The organism is Streptomyces sp. NPDC057445, from assembly GCF_042802855.1.
In the GTDB taxonomy this organism is placed as follows: Bacteria; Actinomycetota; Actinomycetes; order Streptomycetales; family Streptomycetaceae; genus Streptomyces.
The window spans coordinates 67,478-83,046 of sequence record NZ_JBHVDH010000018.1 but is presented as its reverse complement, the minus strand read 5'-3'; the positions used below and the strand labels follow the sequence as shown (position 1 = coordinate 83,046).

Sequence of the window (15,569 nt, the reverse complement as noted above, 5' to 3'; positions counted from 1 at the left end):
GGGCAGTCACTGTGACTGACAAGTTCGACAAGACGCCCGCCGACGAGCCGCCAGCAGGCTCGTCGGTGAGCAAGGAAGACGCCGTCGCGGCTCACCCCGAGCAGATCAAGGCGATCCCGGTACGGCACTACGGCCGCTGGGTCTCCGGTGTGATCGTTCTCGGGCTGCTGGGCTGGCTCGCGTATGCGTTCTCCCAGGGCGACATCCGATGGGCCACCATCGGCGACTACCTGTTCGACGACCGGATCATCCAGGGTGCGCTGAACACGATCCTGATCAGCGTCCTGTCGATGGCGATCGGCCTGGTGCTGGGCATCGTCTTCGCGGTCATGCGGCTGTCGAAGAACCCGGTCACCGGCGCGGTGGCCTGGCTGTACATCTGGTTCTTCCGCGGCACCCCGGTGTATGTGCAGCTTCTGCTGTGGTTCAACCTGGCGCTGATCTTCCCGATTCTGAACATCGGGTTCTACAAGGACGAGATGGTCGATGTCATGACCCCGTTCCTTGTGGCCCTGCTGGGTCTGGGACTCAACGAGGGCGCCTACATGGCCGAGATCGTCCGGGCCGGCATCCAGTCGGTCGACGAGGGCCAGACCGAGGCGTCGCACGCGCTGGGCATGCCGACCGGCAAGACCATGCGCAGGGTCGTGCTGCCGCAGGCGATGCGGGTGATCGTGCCGCCCACCGGCAACGAGTTCATCAACCTGCTCAAGACGTCCTCCCTGGTCTCGGCGGTTCAGTACACCGATCTGCTCCGGGCGGCGACGAACATCGGCTCCACCTCCTTCGCCATCATGGAGATGCTGATCGTCGCCTCGATCTGGTACCTGGCCCTGACCAGCGTCTTCAGCGTCGGCCAGTACTACGTCGAGCGGTACTACGCCCGCGGTTCGCTGCGCCAGCTGCCGCCCACTCCGTGGCAGCGCGTCAAGGCGAACCTGCTTTCCCTTCAGAGCCCCAGGGGGGTGTGACATGACCGCCATGGTGAAGGCCGAGGGCGTACACAAGTCCTACGGCGCAGCCCACATCCTCAAGGGCATCGACCTGGAGGTCGCCCCGCGTGAGGTGTTCTGCCTCATCGGTCCCTCGGGTTCCGGCAAGTCGACCTTCCTGCGGTGCATCAACCACCTCGAGAAGATCAACGCCGGCCGGCTGTCCGTCGACGGCCAGCTCGTCGGCTACCGCCAGAAGGGCGACAAGCTCTACGAGCTGAAGGACAGCGAGGTCGCCCTCCAGCGCCGTGACATCGGCATGGTGTTCCAGCGCTTCAACCTGTTCCCGCACATGACCGCCCTCGAGAACGTCATGGAGGCCCCGGTCCAGGTCAAGGGCGAGACCAAGTCGGTGGCCCGGGAGCGGGCCGCCCGCCTGCTGGACCGGGTCGGGCTGGCCGACAAGGCCAACAACTACCCCTCCCAGCTCTCCGGCGGCCAGCAGCAGCGTGTCGCCATCGCCCGTGCCCTGGCGATGGAGCCGAAGCTGATGCTCTTCGACGAGCCCACCTCCGCTCTGGACCCGGAGCTGGTCGGCGACGTCCTCGACGTCATGCGCGGCCTTGCCGAGGAGGGCATGACCATGGTCGTGGTCACCCACGAGATGGGCTTCGCGCGTGAGGTCGGCGACTCCCTCGTCTTCATGGACGGCGGCGTCGTGGTCGAGTCCGGAAACCCCCGCGATGTGCTGACCAACCCGCAGCACGACCGCACCAAGGCGTTCCTTTCCAAGGTGTTGTAGCAAGCAGGGACCGCAAGGGCGGGTACGGGCGCGCGATGCGCCCGTACCCGCCCTTTGCCGTGCCCGGGGCCCCCGGGGGCTACCTGACCGCGAGGACGAGGGAGTCGGACGGCGATGCCCAGACCGCCCGGGCCTCGGCGAAGCCGGCGGCGCGCAGGGTGCTCGCATGCCAGTCCACCGAAGGCGTGTCGCCCTCCGCGTGCTCGCCGTAGATCTCGAAGCGGCGGGCGGTGGGGGCGGCCAGTACGGGGTCCTTGGCGGCGAGGGCCCACCATTCGGCCCAGTCGAGCGCCCCGCCGGCCCTGGCGCGGTCCATGCCGGCGTGCCGGTGGGCACGCTCGGCGGCGTTGATGCGGGGCGTGGTGCCGTCCTTCATGTGGTCGGCGTTCATGAAGACGCCGCCGTCCGCGACGAGTCCGGCGATCTGCCCGTAGAGGGTGGCGAGCGGCTCGGTGCGGATCCAGTGCAGCGCCGTGGCGGTGAGGACGGCGTCGTACGCGTCGTGCGGCAGGGCCGCGGTCCATTCGGGGTCGGTGAGGTCGGCGGTCACGAAGGTGACGCGGTCGTCGCCGGCGAAGTAACCCCGGGCGATGGCCAGCAGCGCGGGGTCGAGGTCCACTCCGACACTGACCGCTTTCGGGAACCGCTTCAGCAGCCGGTCCGTGATACTTCCCGTACCGCACGCGAGGTCCAGGACTCTCGGCTCGGGGCCCACGACGGCCTCGACCATGTCGAGCATGACCCGGAAGCGTTCTTCGCGGTCGGGCATGTACCACTCCTGCTGGCGGTCCCAGCTCTCCTGCCAGGCCGCCCAGTCCGTACCGGTCACCGCAGTCTCCGTCATGGAACTTCCTCCACTTCGTAATACCCTCGAAGTGAGAGCATCTGTTACCCCATCCGTCGGCGACACTAGACCCCATCCGTAAGGACTACAAGTGGAACTGGCCTCTTACTCGGATTACGCCGTGCGTCTGGTCAACACCGAGGAGCCGGCTCGCAACAAGGACACCCTCACGTCCGTCGAGGCGGTCCGCGAGCTCTTCGGGCCGTCCGCCCAGGCCGCCCGCCGCGCGACGGACGCGGATGTGACCCGTTTCCGCTCGGTACGTGCGAGGCTCCGCGCGGTGTTCGGCGCGGCCGACTCCGGTGACCAGACCCAGGCCGTGGACCTGCTGAACTCGCTGCTGCTGGAATTCCCGGTCAGCCCGCAGATCTCCGGTCACGACCACCTCGACGACGAGGGCAGGCCCCGCTGGCACATGCACCTCGCCGACCACCCCTCCAACGCGACAGCCGGCTACGCGGCGATCGCCGCGATGGGACTCGCCATCCACCTCACCGAATTCGGCGTCGACCGGCTCGGCCTCTGCCAGGCCGCACCCTGCCGCAACGCCTACCTCGACACCTCCACCAACCGCTCCCGCCGCTACTGCTCGGACCGCTGCGCGACGCGTGCGAACGTCGCCGCCTACCGGGCCCGCAAGCGCCTGGAGAGCGAGCGGTCGGACAGCACCGGCCGCACGGCCGAGACCAGCCAGACCACGATGGAGCGCACCGAGCGCTGATCCTCGCCACGGGGCCGGTACCGGGCCCTCACCCGCCCCAGGAGCAGCTCGTCGGGCACCGTGCCGAACACCCGGCTGTCCCCCTCGGCGTGCGGGTTGTCCCCCAGCACCCACCATCCGCCGTCACGCCGCTCGACCAGGCGCTTCACGATCAGCAGGTCCTGCTGCAGGGGGTGCCGCAGCACGGCCACGTCCCCGGCCCTGAGCACCGCCGCATAGTGCACGAGCAGCTGGTCCCCGTGCACCAGCGTCGGATACATGGAGGGGCCCGTCACCTCCGCGATCCCGAAGGGCGCTGTGGGCTCCCGCCCCAGTTCCGTCATCGTCCACCTCCCGGTCCCGCCGACCGCTCCCACGGTACGTTCCGACGGCGGTCCCATACCCGCCCCGGACTTTTGGACCAAGCCTCAGGGGGCACTCGGGAAATCACGCCTCTCACGGAGTAATGTCCCACCTGAGAAGACGATCACGAGGAAGGACAGCTCAATGCTCTCCCGCCTGTTTGCCCCCAAGGTGAAGGTCAGCGCGCACTGCGACCTCCCCTGCGGTGTCTACGACCCGGCCCAGGCCCGCATCGAGGCCGAGTCGGTCAAGGCCGTCCAGGAGAAGATGGCCGCCAACGACGACCCGCACTTCCAGGCCCGCGCCACGGTCATCAAGGAGCAGCGCGCGGAGCTCGCCAAGCACCACGTGTCGGTGCTGTGGAGCGACTACTTCAAGCCTCCGCACTTCGAGAAGTACCCGGAGCTGCACCAGCTGGTCAACGACGCCCTGAAGGCGCTGTCGGCGGCGAAGGCGTCCACGGACCCGGCGACGGGTCAGAAGGCGCTGGACTACATCGCCCAGATCGACAAGATCTTCTGGGAGACCAAGAAGGCGTGACTCGCCCTTCTGCCTGCACTACCCGCACCCGGTCCGCAGTCGTCCGCCGCACATCCGGCGGCGAGCGGCCGGGTGCGGTCTTCTCTTCTTCACGCTCCGGCCGGCCGCTGCGGCGGGACCCTTCGAGCCGCTGACCGGCCGCCCCCTGGCCGACCGCCCTGCTGCACCGCGGGCGGTCGCTTCCGCCCGGCGGCCCCGGCGGCCTGCTCCGCGCGGGGTCAGGCCGCCGGGGCGGTCAGCAGCGGGCTCTTGTTGCGGAGCAGCCACTGGCGGTACGGCTCCGCGCGGAGGGCCGCCTCGCGGTAGGCGGCGATGAGGTCGCGGTGGACGAGTTCGTACGTCTCCGTACACGCTCCGCGCCGCCAGTACAGAAGCAGCCGCACCGCCAGCGGGTCGCCCCGCAGGGGGCGGATGGCCATGTCGTCGCGGGGGCCGGAGGTGGGCTGGCAAGGGGCGACCGCCTCGCCTGCCACGATGAGGGAGGCGGCCGTGTGGTAGTCCGCGTGCAGGACGGGCGGGTCGACACCGGCCGCGGCCAGGACGCGGCGCAGGCCGGCCCATTCGCCGTCGACGGTCGGATCCACCATCCATCGGTCGCCCGCCAGTTCCCTCAGGTCGACGACGGAGGCCGCGGCGGACGGGTGGTCGCGGGCCATGGAGATGAACTGCGGTTCGCGTTCGAGTAGGACCCGGCGTTCCAGCCCCTCCGGCACGAGCAGCGGACAGCCCTCCACCTCGTGGACGAAGGCGACGTCGAGCTGTCCGGCGGCGGTCATGCGCAACAGGGTGTTGGCCGAGACGTTCATCTGGAGGGAGAGGTCCCTGCCCTCGGGCAGCCGCTGCCTCAGGCGCCGCAGCCAGCCCGCGAGGGCACGGCTGGCCGTGGAGCCGATACGCAGACGGCAGTCGTCGGCGCGTGCGACGGCTGCCCTCGTCTCGATGACCAGCGCGGACATCTCGGCGACGAGCGGGCGTGCCCGGCTCAGCACCACACGGCCCAGGGGGGTGGGCCGGCAGCCGCTGCGTTCGCGTGAGAACAGCTCCGCTCCGAGGGTGTTCTCGATACGCCGCAGCTGGGTCGTCAAGGAGGGCTGGCTCATTCCCAGCTGCCGGGCGGCTTTGCGCAGACTGCCTGTGTCGGCGATCGCGCACAGGACGCGCAGGTGCCTCACCTCCAGCTCCATGCACTGAGCGTAAGACGGCACCTTCAGTCACACCAGACACCTGTGTCGCAGTAATTCCCCACGATTTCAGGGTAGTTGGGGCAGATCAATGGCGTGATGCCGTTGTGCTATCGCCTGTTGACATCATCCCGGCCGAGCGAGGCTCCCTGAAACTCTCCCCAACCGATCCCCACTCGGACGAGGAGAACCCCCCATGAGACACCCCGCGAGACACCCCAAGGCGTTACTCTCCGCCGCCCTCGGTCTCGGACTCGCCGCCGCGCTGACCGCCGCCGTCCCCGCCGCCGCGAGTCCCTCGGCCGGCGACACCGCCGCCGGCGCCGCCGCCGGTAGGAGCACCAAGGCCGCCGCCTACGCCGGCTCGGCGGAGGACGCCAAGGCGACCAGGGCCTTCTTCGACGCCGTTCTGAAGTCGGTGGCCGAGAAGCGCGCCAAGAGCCCCGGCGCCCAGGCCGTCACCGTGATCTACAGCGCGAGCAACGCCCCCAGCTTCCGCTCGCAGATATCGAGCAGCACCCAGATCTGGAACAGCTCCGTCTCCAACGTGCGGCTGCAGGAAGGCAGCAACCCCGACTTCCGGTACTACGAGGGCAACGACTCGCGCGGCTCGTACGCCAGCACCGACGGTCACGGCCGCGGCTACATCTTCCTCGACTACCGGCAGAACCAGCAGTACAACTCCACCCGGGTCACCGCTCATGAGACCGGCCATGTGCTCGGGCTGCCCGACCACTACTCCGGCCCGTGCAGCGAGCTGATGTCGGGCGGCGGCCCGGGCACCTCCTGCCAGAACGCCTACCCCAACGCGGCCGAGCGCGCCCGGGTCAACCAGCTCTGGGCCAACGGGCTCGCCGCGGCCCTCGCCAAGGTCTCCTAGCCGGTCCCCGCGAAGGATCCCGAGCCGGTCCCGGGTCCGCGAGGCCCGGGCCCGCAACCCGGCTCCGCCCCGATGTCGCCTCGCGCCCAGGTCAGCCGCACCTGGGCGCGGGGCGTCCGCATGCCGGCCGGCTCCTGCGGCGGGATCGCGGCGGCCCCGGGCTCAGGCGCTCTCCAGCAGCCTCCGCCCGAACTCCGCGCCCGCGGGCAGTTGCCGCCGGATGCGCCCGAGTGCCTCGTAGAAGTCCCCGCCCGCGATCCCGGACTCGTACGCCGCCCCGCCGAAGTGCAGGGTCAGACTCAGGTCCACCCGGTCCGGCCGGCCGTCCGCCGCGCGCTCGCCGAGCGCGAGCAGACAGCCGAGAGTGGCCTGCTGGACCGCCCCGTCCAGGGCGACGGGGAGCGGCATGTCCCATTCCATTACGCAGCCGGAGAGGGCTTCGCCCGAGTCCGCCGCGCTCAGGCCCGAGAAACTCGGGCCCACGTACTCAACACCCCTGATGCGGGTGTGCACTCCCCGCCCGCTCACGGCAACAGCGATCACGATCGCTTCCGCACCCCGGCGGTCCCGGTACCAGCCGGTCCAGACTTCCGTCGACTCCGATGACATGGCGCGGACTGTAGCGGTATGACCGGCTCCGCCGAACAGCCGGTCACCCCTTCGAATGCATCGAACGCCCGAACGGCCCTGTCGGAGGGTCGGTCAGGGGGCGGAACCGGGTGCCGAGCCCGCGGCCGGCTCTCCGTTCGCATCGCCCTCGGCGCTGGTGGGGTCTTCCCCTGCATCCGCCGTCCGCGTGGCGTCGGCCTGCTCGGCGCCGACCTTACAAGCGGGGTTGTGACAGGGTCCAGGAACCCATTCGGGGACGAACGCCCCCAGGATCTTGCGTCGTCTGATGGCGGTACCGACAGGCTGTCCGCAAGCGGGGCACGCATACCCGCTCTGCGGGCGGCGGACGGTCCGGCGTCCTTCGCTGCCCATGGGTCAAGGATAGGGCGGCACGCCCAGGACGCACAGCGCACGGGCGACCGTCCGTCCGTCCGGCTCGCGATCCGCTACCGCTTCCTGCTGTACTTCCGTACGAGCACGCCGTTGTCGAAGGTGCGCACCCAGTCCAGCGCGAAGTCCGTGACGGCGAAATCGGTGCCGAACATCGGCATGCCGGCGCCGTACACCTGCGGATAGGTCTTGATCACCAGTTCGTCGATCTCGTCGAGCAGCTCACCGGCGATCTGCGAACCACCGCAGAGGTAGATGCCGAGTTCGCTGTCCTCGTCCTTGAGCTCGCGGACCTTGCCGACCACGTCGTCGGAGATGATCTCGACATGGGGATCGGGGGACTTCTCAAGGGTGCGCGAGGTGACGTACTCACGCAGCTGTGCGTACGGGCTGGTGATACCGGCGTCCAGCGCCAGCTGATAGCTGGCGCGCCCCTGGATCAGCGTGTCGAAGTGCTTGTTCCCCGCGTCCTGGACACCCATCGCCTGACGGCCCTGGACCGGAATCGTCTCCGGGTACTCGGTCTTCAGGAACTCCAGATAGTCCGCGTCCACGAAACCGAACATGGACGAGGCGTCTCCGCTCGGGTCTCCGATGAAGCCGTCGATGGAGCAAGCGATGAAGTAGGTGAGCTTGCGCAAACCGGTCCCCTGTTTCTGTTGGCGATCTGTGGGAGTCGGACACGTCCGCCCGCTTCTCCCGGTCGAACCACTGCAGCTATAGTGCTTCACATGTAGTGGTTGCGCAAGAGCCTTTTTCGGAAGGCGAGTCGAGGAGGTACGCGAAGAGATGGCCAGAAACCCGGAACGCAGGATCGCCCTGGTGGACGCCGCCATCGAGGTGCTCGCCCACGAAGGGGCCCGTGGCCTCACTTTTCGCGCCGTCGACAGCCGGGCGGGCGTGCCCGCGGGAACGGCGTCCAACTACTTCGCGAACCGCGACGACCTGTTCACCCAGGCGGGCGCCCGGATCCATGTACGGATGGCCCCCGCCCCGGACCCGACCGACGAGGCGATGCGGCCCGCGCCCACCCGTGAGCTGTACGTCGAGCTGATGCGCCGGCTGGTGCGGCGCATGGCCGCCGAGCGCACCGGCTATCTCGCCATGCTGGAACTGCGACTGGAGGCCACGCGCCGCCCGGCGCTGCAGGCCGAGCTCAACCGGGCGATCAGGGCCGAGCTCGACGCCAACCGGCGCCTCCACCTCGACACCGGTCTGCCGGGCGACGCGGATGCCTTCCTTGCTCTCTATCTCGCCATGACGGGCCTGCTGCTGGAGCACTTCACGCTGCCCGGCGTGCTCGCCGACCGGGACCTCGACGAACTGGTGGAGACCGTCGTCACCCGGATCATCCCTGAGAAGTGACCGGCTGTGCGTTCGGCTCCGCGGCCGGTCGTGCGGTTCGCCCGGCGACCGGCTCCCGCCACATGGGCCACATGTGCGGCCCGTCGGGCAGATCGACCGTACGGCTCGTGAAGGCGAAGCCGAGCTGCTCGTACAGCCTGCTGCTGCGAGCGCTGCTGGCCTCCAGATAGGCGGGCACACCGTCCCGGTCGCAGCGCTCCAGCACCGGTGCGATCAGCGCGGTGCCGAGGCCCTCCCCCTGCCGTTCCGGGGTGACGGCGATGAGCACCAGATATTCGTGCGCCCTGTCGTGCGGGTGGACCGCACCGGTGAGCCGTCCGACGAGCTCGGCGCGCTCGTTGTCCGGGTCGGCGATCTCACGCATGCGGGCAGGGGTGTCGTCCTCTTCCTCGGGCGGACCGGCCGGCACCTGGAGCCACAGAGCCGCGGCCGCCCCGTCCTCGGTCATGTCGACCCGGCCACCGGCGAGCACCAGGTCCAGAAACACCCCCATGAAGATGCCGTGCACCTTGCGGCGGTGGTTCTCGTCGGGGAACACCCAGCTGCTCACCGGGTCGTGCATGAACGCCTCGTCGAGCAGCCGCACCACCGTCCCGCGGTCGCTCTCCCCCGCCTGCCGTATTCGTACGCCCACGCCCGGCCCCTCTCTCGGAACACCATCGGAACACCAACTGATCGTTGTGATCCTAGAGTTGGGGACCGGGCTCCCGCACCGGCCGGATCAGCGCGTGCGGCGTGTGACGAACTCGGCGAGGGACAGCAGATCCCCGGCGGCCTCCAGATCCGGCACGGCCCGGGACAGCTGCTGAACCGCCCGCGCCATCCGGTCCGCCGCCTGCAGCTGTGCCCAGTCCCGGCCGCCCGCGCGGTCCACGGCCTCGGCGGCCCGGCGGACGGCCCGGTCGTCCATCGGCCGTGTGTACAGCCCGGCCAGCTCCGTCCCCGCCGGAGTGCCCGAGCTCAGCGCGGCGACGACCGGGAGGGACTTCTTGTGTGCGACGAGGTCGGCGCCGACCGGTTTGCCCGTACGCTCCGGGTCGCCCCAGATCCCGATCAGATCGTCGATGAGCTGGAACGCCAGCCCCGCCTCCCGCCCGAAGGCGTCCATGGCGGCGATCTCCTCCTCGCCCGCCCCCGCGTAGAGCGCGCCGAGGGCACAGGCGCACCCCAGCAGCGCGCCCGTCTTCGCCGTTGCCATGGCGATGCATTCGTCGAGCGAGACCTCATGCGGGTCGAGCTGCTCGAAGGCGCAGTCCGCCTGCTGTCCGGCGCACAGCTCGATGACGCAGGCAGCGAGGCGGGCGGAGGCCCGGGCGGACGCCGGGTGGCGGTCCTCCGCGAGCAGCCGCAGGGCGAGGGCGAGCATGGCGTCGCCCGCGACGATGGCGTCCGGGGTGCCGAACACCGTCCAGGCGGTCGGCCGGTGTCTGCGGGTCGGGTCCTCGTCGATCACATCGTCGTGCAGGAGCGTGAAGTTGTGCGCGAGCTCGACCGCGGCCGCGGCCCGCACGGCCTGCAGCGGGTCACCGCCGAGCGCCTGTGCCGCGGCGAGCACCAGCGCGGGCCGGATCGCCTTGCCCGCGCCGCCGGCGGCCGGGGTGCCGTCCGCGTGCTCCCAGCCGAAGTGGTACATCGCGACACGGCGTATGGATCCGGGCAACGACTCGACGGTGTCCCGCAGCCGGGGGTCGACGGCGATCCGGGTGCGCTCCAGGAGTGCCGCGGCCTCGTGGCCATCGGTGGCGGTGTCCGTGCTGGTCATGGTCACGGGTCTCTTCCTCTGTGGAGGGGTGGGGGCGGGGACGGCGGCAAGCGGCACCGTCCCCGCCGGTCAGAGGGTCAACTGGTGGTCAACCGGTCAGCGCCAGCGGCTCACTTCGACGTTCTCCAGCACACCGAGGGCGTCGGGCACGAGGATCGCCGCGGAGTAGTAGGCCGTGACGAGGTACGAGATGATCGCCTGCTCGTCGATGCCCATGAAGCGGACCGACAGGCTCGGCTCGATCTCGTCGGGAATGCCGCTCTGCTGCAGCCCGATGACGCCCTGGTCGTCCTCGCCCGTTCGCATGCACAGAATGGATGTGGTCCTGGCGTCCGAGATCGGGATCTTGTTGCAGGGGAAGATGGGCACTCCGCGCCAGGCCGGGATGCGGCTCCCCCCGAAGTCCACGGTGTCCGGGTAGATGCCCCGCTTGCTGCACTCGCGTCCGAACGCGGCGATGGCGCGCGGGTGGGCGAGGAAGAGCTTGGAGCCGCGCCGCCGCGAGAGCAGCTCGTCCATGTCGTCCGGGCCGGGCACACCGTCGTGCGGTTGCATCCGCTGCCCGTAGTCGCAGTTGGCCAGGAGCCCGAACTCCCGGTTGTTGATGAGCTCGTCCTCCTGGCGCTCACGCAGCGCCTCGACCGTCAGCCGCAACTGCTGCTCGGTCTGGTTCATCGGCTGGTTGTAGAGGTCCGCGACCCGGCTGTGCACCTTCAGGACGGTCTGGGCCACGCTCAGTTCGTACTCACGAGGGGCCGCGTCGTAGTCCACGTACGTATGCGGGACGAGAGCTTCGCCGACGTGCCCCGCGGAGAGGTCGATGGCGGCCTCGCCGTACTTGTTGGTCCGCTGATGGGGGATCGACACCACGGAGAGGAGATGGGCGCCGAGCGACTCCGCGCGGTCCGCGAGGGTGAGCACGTCCTGCCGGGAGAGCTCCAGCGCGACGCACGCGGTCGCCGCGCGGGCCGTGTACTCCCATACGGCATCCCCGTCGACCAGCGACCGGTCGCCGAAGTACGCCCCGTCGGCGAGGACCCCGAGCACCGCCTCGTCGCCATAGGGGCCGGTGCCGATCTGCTCCACCCGGCCGTGCGCCAGGAGGAACACCCGGTCCGCCGCCTCGCCCTTCGCGGCCAGCACATCGCCGGGCGCGAACCGCACCTGCCGGCAGCGCTGTGCCAGCTCACCCAGCACCGCCTCGTCGCCGAACCCCCGCAACGGCGGCAACTCGCCGAGCTCGGCCGGAATGACCTCGACCTGGCTGCCGGTCTGGATGAAGGTCACACGGCCGTCGCCCACCGAATAGCTGAGCCGGCGGTTGACGCGGTACGTACCGCCCTGGACCTGGACCCACGGCAGCATCCGCAGGAGCCACCGGGAGGTGATTTCCTGCATCTGCGGTGCCGACTTGGTGGTGGTCGCCAGGTTCCGCGCGGCGGCCGTACCGAGACTCTGCTGCGGTACCGCCTGGTCCTCACGGCCCTCACGGACCTCGCGCACCTCGTCACCAACCGAACCAACCGACATGAGACTCCCTCACATTCATGGGTTGACCTGCGAGGAGGAGCCTTCCAGCACGGAGAGTCGGCACGCCATTACACAAATGAGTGGGACTAACCGGACATGGTCGGGGCACGACGCGCGCTTTCCACCCTCCCGGCCCAGCGACCCGTGGCCGAATGCCGAGCGGCACGGATGCGTGTGACCGCGCCGCGGCGCGGTTGTCCGAATTGGTTCGCATCCTGAGCGAAACGGGAGCCCTGCCAACGGTGTTGGGGTAATAGACCGTTGCGAGTGCGGTACGAGTGACTCGTTCCGCTCACCGACGCTCCCCCATGGCGTAAATGCGCAAGCAAGCGAAAACAGAGCCGCAAATTCAAGAAGGAGACGGTCATGGCCCCACCCATGTCCGCGAGCAGCTTCCTCGACGCCCTGCGCGACGAGGGGCTGACGGTCGTCCAGGTCGGCGACTGGCGCACCCACAACCGCAACCACAAAGGTCCCTGGGGCCCTGTGAACGGCGTGATGATCCATCACACGGTCACCAAGGGAACCGCGAACACCGTCCGTATCTGCCGCAACGGATATCCGTCCCTCCCCGGACCGCTCTGCCACGGTGTCATCGCCAAGGACGGCAGGGTCCATCTGGTCGGCTACGGCCGCGCCAACCACGCGGGACCCGGCGACGACGACGTCCTGCGCGCCGTCATCGCCGAGCGGGGCCTGCCGCCGGACAACGAGGCGAACACCGACGGGAACCGGCACTTCTACGGCTTCGAGTGCGAGAACCTCGGCAACGGCAAGGACCCCTGGCCCGCGGTCCAGCTGGAAGCCGTGGAGAAGGCAGCGGCGGCGATCTGCCGGCGCCACGGCTGGACGGCGCGGTCGGTGATCGGCCATCTGGAGTGGCAGCCGGGGAAGGTCGACCCATGTGGCTTCACCATGAAGTCCATGCGCACACGCATCGAGGAACGGCTGAAGTGAGGAGGCTCATCCGGGCGCGGTGCTTCACGGACGACCGCAGCGCCACGGGCGGCGGGGAGACACGGGCGGTCGCTGTGACGCGGGCGGCCCCGCCCGGGACGCGCCCGTTATGACGCGCGCGTGACAATGGCCGGGTGAATGCGCTCGGCCTCGGTGCCCTCCGTCCCCGGCTCCCGTCCCCCCTGGAGCCGGTCGAGGACGAGCGCTTCGCCCGGCACGGTGTACGGCTGCTGCTCAAGCGCGACGATCTGATCCACCCGGACCTCCCCGGCAACAAGTGGCGCAAGCTCGCCCCGAACCTGCTCGCCGCGTCCGGGCGGCCGGTCCTGACCTTCGGCGGGGCGTACTCCAACCATCTGCGTGCCACCGCCGCGGCAGGCCGGCTCCTCGGCTTCCCCACCGTCGGAGTGGTACGAGGCGACGAACTCGCCGGCCTTCCCCTCAACCACTCGCTCGCCCGGTGCGCCGAGGACGGGATGCGGCTGCACTTCGTGGACCGGGCGACCTACCGCCGCAAGGCCGACCCGCAGACGCTGGCCACGATCCTCGCCCGGCTCGGGGAGGGCGAGGAGCCCGATGCGTTCTACGTCGTCCCCGAGGGCGGGAGCAACGCTCTCGCCGCGCACGGCTGCCGCGACCTCGGGCGCGAGCTGCACGCGGTGGCCGACGTGGTGGCCGTGCCGTGCGGAACGGGCGGGACGCTCGCGGGCCTGGCCGCCGGGCTCGCCCCCGGCCGGAGGGCGCTCGGCATACCCGTACTGAAAGGCGGCTTCCTGGGCAGGGAGATCGAGGAACTCCAGCGGGCCGCCTTCGGGGGCCCGGCGGGCGACTGGTCGCTGGACGAGCGCTTCCATTTCGGTGGTTACGCCCGCACCGCCCCGGCGCTCGACGCCTTCGCAGAGGACTTCGGGGCGAGGCACGGGATGCCCGTCGAACGTCTCTACGTCGCCAAGATGCTGTACGGGCTCGTCACCCTCGCAGAGGAGGGCGCGTTCGCACCCGGAACGACCGTGGCCGCCGTGATCACGGGACGCCCGGACACGGCCCCACCGGCCCTTCGCCCCTCAGGGACCCCCCGGTCTCCTCAGTCCGACTCTTCCCGGTAGAGGGCCGCCTCCTCCAGGTCCAGCCGACGCAGCAGCGTCCGCATCATCTCGTCGTCGATGCGCCGCTCGTCGCGCAGCCGTACGAAGACCTCGCGCTCGGAGTCGATCACCTTGCGTGCGAGCCGCCGGTAGGTGTCGTCCGTGGACTCACCGGTGACCGGGTTGCCCGCCCCGAGCCGCTCCCACACGGCGTTCCTGCGGCGCTCCAGAACGGAGCGCAGCCGGTCCGCGAGCGGTTCCGGCAGGGCGTTGCGCTCATCGCGGAGCAGTTCCTCCAGGCGCGCCTCCGCCTCCCGGGACGCCTCGCTCTGCGCCTGGGCCTCGGCCAGGGTCAGGGTCTGAGGGTCGCGCTCGGGCAGCTTCAGGGCACGGATGAGCACCGGGAGGGTCAGGCCCTGCACGACCAGCGTGCCGATCACGGTGGTGAAGGTCAGGAACAGCACCAGGTTGCGCGCGGGGAAGGGTTCCGTCCCGCCGTGCACGGTCATCGGGATGGAGAAGGCGATCGCCAGTGAGACCACACCGCGCATCCCGGCCCAGCCGACGATCACGGGTGTCTTCCAGTCCACCTCCGGTTCCCGCTCCCTGATCCGCCTCGACAGCAGCCGGGGCACAAAGGTCGCAGGGAAGACCCAGACGAAGCGGACCACGACGACGGCGACGAAGACCAGGACGGCGTACCAGGCCGCCTCGCCCACCCCGTAGTCGCCGAGTCCCTGGATCACGTAAGGCAGCTGCAGCCCGATCAGCGCGAAGACAGAGGATTCCAGGAGGAAGGCGACCATCCTCCAGACGGCCTCCTCCTGGAGGCGGGTCGCGAAGTCCACCTGCCAGGCGCGGTGCCCGAGGAAGAGGCCTACGACCACGACGGCCAGCACACCGGAGGCCCCGACCTGCTCGGCGGCGGCGTAGGCGACGAAGGGGATGAGCAGGGACAGGGTGTTCTGGAGGAGGACTTCCTTCAGGTGAGTACGCAGCCAGTGGATCGGCACCATCAGGACCAGGCCGATACCGACCCCGCCGACCGCCGCCAGCAGGAACTCGCCGACGGCGCCCGTCCAGGTCAAGCCCTCACCCACGGCCGCGGCCAGCGCCACCTTGTAGGCGGTGATCGCGGTGGCGTCGTTCACCAGGGACTCGCCCTGGAGGATCGTCGTGATGCGGTGCGGCAGGCCGAGGCGGCGGGCGATGGCGGTGGCGGCCACGGCGTCCGGCGGTGCCACCACCGCCCCGAGCACCATCGCGGCGGCCAGCGGCAGCCCTGCCAGCCAATGGGCGAGGTAGCCGACGACGACCGTCGCGAAGAGCACATAGCCGACCGAGAGCAGGGCGATCGGCCGGAGATTGGCCCGCAGATCCAGGTACGAGCTCTCCACGGCGGTCGTGTGCAGCAGTGGGGGCAGGAGCAGCGGCAGCACGACATGCGGGTCCAGGGTGTAGGCGGGCACCCCCGGCACGTACGAGGCCGCCAGCCCGACGGCCACCAGCAGCAGTGGTGCCGGCACGGGTGTCCTCCGGGCCGCCGCGGCGATCACCGCGCTCGCCGCGATCAGCGCCACCAGTGGCAGTGCGTCCATCTCACCGACCTCATGTCCGTCACGCCCGTCG

Annotated in this window: 17 protein-coding genes; 8 read left to right on the top strand and 9 right to left on the bottom strand. The window is 70.0% G+C overall.

What is annotated here, in order from left to right:
* Nucleotides 1–11: 11 nt before the first annotated feature.
* Both ACFU5O_RS28695 and ACFU5O_RS28690 read left to right on the top strand, forming a co-directional pair.
* Complete coding sequence (locus ACFU5O_RS28695) at nt 12–971, top strand: amino acid ABC transporter permease (protein ID WP_384244925.1); 960 nt, start codon at nt 12–14, stop codon at nt 969–971.
* 1 nt (nt 972) lies between these two features.
* A complete protein-coding gene (locus ACFU5O_RS28690) occupies nt 973–1,734 on the top strand; it encodes an amino acid ABC transporter ATP-binding protein (protein WP_384244923.1) in 762 nt (253 codons plus the stop codon).
* Between the two features lie 79 nt (nt 1,735–1,813).
* Here the strand turns inward: ACFU5O_RS28690 and ACFU5O_RS28685 are convergent, their stop codons facing one another.
* Nucleotides 1,814–2,578: a class I SAM-dependent methyltransferase gene (locus ACFU5O_RS28685; protein ID WP_384244921.1), complete on the bottom strand. Its 765-nt coding sequence runs from the start codon at nt 2,576–2,578 to the stop codon at nt 1,814–1,816.
* 91 nt (nt 2,579–2,669) lie between these two features.
* On the opposite strand from ACFU5O_RS28685, the gene ACFU5O_RS28680 reads away from it, so the two are divergent.
* Nucleotides 2,670–3,299, top strand: coding sequence for a CGNR zinc finger domain-containing protein (locus tag ACFU5O_RS28680; protein ID WP_384244920.1), 630 nt, complete (start codon nt 2,670–2,672; stop codon nt 3,297–3,299).
* Here ACFU5O_RS28680 and sodX read toward each other — a convergent pair.
* Complete coding sequence (gene sodX / locus ACFU5O_RS28675) at nt 3,203–3,622, bottom strand: nickel-type superoxide dismutase maturation protease (RefSeq protein ID WP_384244918.1); 420 nt, start codon at nt 3,620–3,622, stop codon at nt 3,203–3,205. The two genes, ACFU5O_RS28680 and sodX, sit on opposite strands and share 97 nt — an antisense overlap.
* Nucleotides 3,623–3,785: 163 nt before the next feature.
* Between sodX and sodN the strand changes: the two genes are divergently transcribed.
* Nucleotides 3,786–4,181: a superoxide dismutase, Ni gene (gene sodN / locus ACFU5O_RS28670; protein ID WP_020123534.1), complete on the top strand. Its 396-nt coding sequence runs from the start codon at nt 3,786–3,788 to the stop codon at nt 4,179–4,181.
* 218 nt (nt 4,182–4,399) lie between these two features.
* Here sodN and ACFU5O_RS28665 read toward each other — a convergent pair whose 3' ends face one another.
* On the bottom strand, nt 4,400–5,365 hold the full coding sequence (locus ACFU5O_RS28665) for a LysR family transcriptional regulator (RefSeq protein ID WP_384244917.1): 966 nt from the start codon (nt 5,363–5,365) through the stop codon (nt 4,400–4,402).
* Between the two features lie 193 nt (nt 5,366–5,558).
* On the opposite strand from ACFU5O_RS28665, the gene snpA reads away from it, so the two are divergent.
* A complete protein-coding gene (gene snpA / locus ACFU5O_RS28660; RefSeq protein WP_384244916.1) occupies nt 5,559–6,242 on the top strand; it encodes a snapalysin in 684 nt (227 codons plus the stop codon).
* A 162-nt stretch (nt 6,243–6,404) separates the two neighbouring features.
* Here the strand turns inward: snpA and ACFU5O_RS28655 are convergent, their stop codons facing one another.
* Both ACFU5O_RS28655 and ACFU5O_RS28650 read right to left on the bottom strand, forming a co-directional pair.
* A complete protein-coding gene (locus ACFU5O_RS28655) occupies nt 6,405–6,851 on the bottom strand; it encodes a DUF6304 family protein (RefSeq protein ID WP_384244915.1) in 447 nt (148 codons plus the stop codon).
* Nucleotides 6,852–7,297: 446 nt separating this feature from the next.
* Complete coding sequence (locus tag ACFU5O_RS28650) at nt 7,298–7,882, bottom strand: dihydrofolate reductase family protein (RefSeq protein ID WP_384244914.1); 585 nt, start codon at nt 7,880–7,882, stop codon at nt 7,298–7,300.
* Between the two features lie 148 nt (nt 7,883–8,030).
* Between ACFU5O_RS28650 and ACFU5O_RS28645 the strand changes: the two genes are divergently transcribed.
* Nucleotides 8,031–8,606, top strand: a complete 576-nt coding sequence (locus ACFU5O_RS28645) for a TetR/AcrR family transcriptional regulator (RefSeq protein ID WP_384244913.1) — start codon at nt 8,031–8,033, stop codon at nt 8,604–8,606.
* Here ACFU5O_RS28645 and ACFU5O_RS28640 read toward each other — a convergent pair.
* From ACFU5O_RS28640 to ACFU5O_RS28630, 3 genes are all read right to left on the bottom strand, one after another.
* Complete coding sequence (locus tag ACFU5O_RS28640; RefSeq protein ID WP_384244911.1) at nt 8,590–9,240, bottom strand: GNAT family N-acetyltransferase; 651 nt, start codon at nt 9,238–9,240, stop codon at nt 8,590–8,592. The genes ACFU5O_RS28645 and ACFU5O_RS28640 overlap by 17 nt on opposite strands.
* A gap of 87 nt (nt 9,241–9,327) precedes the next feature.
* Nucleotides 9,328–10,368, bottom strand: a complete 1,041-nt coding sequence (locus ACFU5O_RS28635) for a family 2 encapsulin nanocompartment cargo protein polyprenyl transferase (protein ID WP_384245012.1) — start codon at nt 10,366–10,368, stop codon at nt 9,328–9,330.
* 96 nt (nt 10,369–10,464) lie between these two features.
* Nucleotides 10,465–11,898: a family 2B encapsulin nanocompartment shell protein gene (locus ACFU5O_RS28630; RefSeq protein ID WP_384244910.1), complete on the bottom strand. Its 1,434-nt coding sequence runs from the start codon at nt 11,896–11,898 to the stop codon at nt 10,465–10,467.
* Nucleotides 11,899–12,264: 366 nt separating this feature from the next.
* On the opposite strand from ACFU5O_RS28630, the gene ACFU5O_RS28625 reads away from it, so the two are divergent.
* Nucleotides 12,265–12,855, top strand: a complete 591-nt coding sequence (locus ACFU5O_RS28625) for an N-acetylmuramoyl-L-alanine amidase (protein ID WP_384244909.1) — start codon at nt 12,265–12,267, stop codon at nt 12,853–12,855.
* Nucleotides 12,856–12,989: 134 nt separating this feature from the next.
* A complete protein-coding gene (locus tag ACFU5O_RS28620) occupies nt 12,990–13,961 on the top strand; it encodes a 1-aminocyclopropane-1-carboxylate deaminase/D-cysteine desulfhydrase (protein WP_384244907.1) in 972 nt (323 codons plus the stop codon).
* Here ACFU5O_RS28620 and ACFU5O_RS28615 read toward each other — a convergent pair.
* Nucleotides 13,940–15,538: a Na+/H+ antiporter gene (locus tag ACFU5O_RS28615; RefSeq protein ID WP_384244906.1), complete on the bottom strand. Its 1,599-nt coding sequence runs from the start codon at nt 15,536–15,538 to the stop codon at nt 13,940–13,942. The two genes, ACFU5O_RS28620 and ACFU5O_RS28615, sit on opposite strands and share 22 nt — an antisense overlap.
* Between the last annotated feature and the right edge of the window lie 31 nt (nt 15,539–15,569).